This is a genomic window from Candidatus Aminicenantes bacterium, assembly GCA_011049425.1.
Taxonomy (GTDB): domain Bacteria; phylum Acidobacteriota; class Aminicenantia; order UBA2199; family UBA2199; genus UBA876.
Genome location: DSBM01000153.1, coordinates 1 through 3,158, shown reverse-complemented (window position 1 = coordinate 3,158; position 3,158 = coordinate 1). Strand labels below are relative to the sequence as shown.

Here is a 3,158-nt window from a genome sequence, read left to right as displayed (position 1 = left end):
GGAGCAGTCATGCTCTGCACGGTTCAAGCTGTTAAGGCACTGCCGAACGAAAGGGGGCAGAAACAGTCAGCGAAGGCCTAAACTGGTGTGATATGCTCTCTACCCGATCAATTTGACATTTTGGCCATATAGCCGATATATCTATGAATTTGATCAAATGCTGATTGGGGGTTCCGCGTTGGTTGTAATGAATAAACGCAAAATGTCAAATTGTCAAGAACCGTCCCCCCGTTCGAGGCCTGATTCTTCCAGGATGGATTGAAAGGTCTCCGGGTCTACGTGGGTGCGGGGGTTGGAAGGCGGGGTGCAACCCTTGCTTTTAACGATGGAAAGGTCGTAGGTGCCGATGCGCCGCGCCAGGTCAATGATTTCCACCTTGTCCAGGCCGATCAGGGGGCTGTAGACGGGAAGCCCCGAACGGGTGCGGTAAGCGGCCAAATTGCTCAGGGTCTGGGACGCCACCTGGGCCAGGCTGTCTCCGGTAATGATTCCCAACGCGCCCGTGCGCCGGGCCAATTCGCCCGCATGGCGGTGCATGAGGTACTTGCAGATAATGCACAGGTAGGGGCCGATGCGCCTGTTCCTGTGCAGTATGTCGAAGCGACCGTTAAATAGATCGCCGTGCTCCACCACCTCCAGGCGGATGCGCCGGCCCGCTGAGAATTGTTCCAGTTGCCGGCGCAGGTGTTCCACTTTTTCGCGCTCATCGTTTCCCATGGAGAAATGCATCAGGATGGGTTCCACCCCGCGTTTCATCATCAGGAACGTGGCCACCGGTGAATCGATTCCGCTGGAGATGAGCGAAACCAGTTTCCCGGCGCTGCCGTAGGGCATGCCGCCGAAACCGGAGATGCGGCGAAAAAAGACAAAAGCCGTGTCTCGGCCGATCTCGACTTCGAGGTTGAATCCCGGAGCATTCAGCTTGACCACAGCCCCGGTGTCCAGGCGCACCCGTTCACCCAGGCGGCGTTCCACCTCCATGGACGTGAGGGGGAATTCCTTGTCCGTGCGCTGGCAGCTGACGCGGAAGCTGCCGGCCTCACGCACAAGGGGGTAGAGATGCGCGGCCGCCGCTTCCAGATCCTTTATGTTGCGGGGGACTTCAAGGGCGGGACTGAAGGAGCGGATTCCCAGTACCCGCTCCAGGGCAGTCTCACTGCTGATACCCCGGACGTAAATGCGGCCGTGGGTGCGGTCAACCGTTTTGAACGGAACGCCTTCGTTCTTAAGGAAACCGCGGATATCCGAGCATAGCTGATTCTCAAAGTGGGAGCGGTTGCGTCCTTTCAGGCCGATCTCGCCGTAGCGCACGATCAGGGTGTTGGCGATCATGAGGGCGTGCCGCTGTTGTTGTCCAGTGACGGATGGTTGCCGGTCAACCGCTTGAGGTGCTCCAGAAGAATCCGGCCGGTCTGGTCGCGCCGGTATCCCCGAACAGCCCGGCGCTGGGTTTCCAGGACCCGTTTGCGCAGGCCTTCGTCCCGCAGCACGCGATCAAGCAGAGCGGCGATTTGAACAAATGATTTTTTGTGTATTAACAGGCCGCCGCCGCGCATGGTTTCCGCCACCGCTCCGGCATCGAACGCCACCACGGGAATGTCCAGGTGGAAACTTTCGGGAACAGGGGCGCAGAATCCTTCATGCTCGCTCATGTGCAGGTAGAGGTGGGCCAGGCGAAAATAGGTGATCAACTCATCTTCGGGCACGTGCCCGGTAAAGTGCACGTGGGCGTTTTCCAGGCGGGAAACCATTTTCTGCAGGGCCGACAGGTAGCGTTCAAAACCCCGGTACTCTCCCACCAGCAGCAGGCGGGAATTGGGGTTGAAAAAACGCTGGTAAAAATGAAACACTCGGATGACATCCTCGATGCGCTTGTTGGGAATAATGCGCCCGACGTAGAGAATGTTGGTGCGGATGTCTGTAAAAATATCGCGGATCACGGGCACCAGCGGGCGGGAAAACTTTTCAAAGTCCATTACCAGGGGCAGCACGCCCGTGGGGGAAAACCCCAGCTCTTTCAACTCATTTTCGTTGTACGCTGAGTCCCCCAACGCCAGGTCGACTTTCCCCACCAGGCTTTTGAGTTCCACGCGGCCCTTGAAACAGTCCTTGGTCAAAACGCGGTGGTAGTCGAGGAAAAAGTGATGGGGCGTGATGTTGTGGTAGATCATGACCTTGCGGTCCGGCAGGCGCAGAAAGGTCTTGGTCACCGGTGAGCCGATGGAAAAGTGATAGATGGTCACGTTGTCGGCACTGGCCTGGTTGGCGTATTCCTTGTAGGGGATAATCTGGCCGGCGTAGCGTGGGTGATAGAAAAGCGAAAAAATTTCGGATTCAATGCCGCGGCCACGAAGATAGTTGCGGATTTCCAGGGCCTCGTTGCCGATGGCGTCTCCGTAGGAGTAGGACGTCAGGAACTGGTGGACTTTCATGAATCGCCGTAGAGCTTTTTCTCGATCGCGCGCTGGCGCTCTTCCAGGAAGGACGCCTTGTCTTCCAACACCTTGATCTTGGTTTTCAGCAATTCTTCTTCGATTTTCAGCTTGGATGCTTCCACGATCATATTGTTGATGGTGTTGTGCAACAATTTGACGTACTCTTTGCTCTGCTGCACGACCGGGATCAGGGTTTTGAGCTGATGGATGTCCCGGCTGTTGGTGTTGTGCAGCTCCACGATCAGGTTCTGCAGGTCGGTGCGAAACGGCCGCAGCATGAAGCGCAACAGCGGCATCAAAAGGCGTCGCAGCAGGCCCAGCGCTTTCTTGACCGCGCCCCCCTCCTGTTCAGGTTCCAGGTGGAAGGGAACGAAATCCTCCGCTTCCCGACCGCGATACAGGTGGTTCTCGTACACATTGGGGATTTCCAGGAAGTCGGGCAGGGGCTGCAGCTCCATCTCCTCAATCTCGTCGATCTCTACCTGGCGCAGCAGCCCCGCGGATTTCTTTTCCTCGATCTGCCGTTGAATATCGGCCATGATCGCTTGCACGTCGATCTCTTCGGCGGCCGTGAACAACGGCTCTTCCGGGGTGGATGCATTCTTGGTCATGGTGCCTCTCCTGGATGGATATGCGGCGGATTTCAACATCTACGGTAGCACAGAGAAGCCCGGCAAGTCAACCGGATCGGGCAGTACTGGCCCCGAATCCCGCAACAGTTCC

The 3,158-nt window shown here is 57.2% G+C and carries 2 protein-coding genes and 1 pseudogene; all 3 read right to left on the bottom strand.

Going from position 1 to position 3,158, the window contains the following annotated elements; translation table 11 throughout:
• Positions 1-213: 213 nt before the first annotated feature.
• The 3 genes and pseudogenes from thiI to ENN40_10880 all read right to left on the bottom strand — a co-directional run bounded on the left by thiI (position 214) and on the right by ENN40_10880 (position 3,046).
• On the bottom strand, positions 214-1,332 hold the full coding sequence (thiI, locus tag ENN40_10890) for a tRNA 4-thiouridine(8) synthase ThiI (protein HDP95846.1): 1,119 nt from the start codon (positions 1,330-1,332) through the stop codon (positions 214-216).
• Positions 1,329-2,432, bottom strand: coding sequence for a glycosyltransferase (locus ENN40_10885; GenBank protein HDP95845.1), 1,104 nt, complete (start codon positions 2,430-2,432; stop codon positions 1,329-1,331). Before ENN40_10885 ends, thiI begins: the two co-directional genes overlap by 4 nt.
• A gap of 395 nt (positions 2,433-2,827) precedes the next feature.
• Positions 2,828-3,046, bottom strand: a pseudogene (locus tag ENN40_10880) (hypothetical protein).
• Positions 3,047-3,158 lie beyond the last annotated feature (112 nt).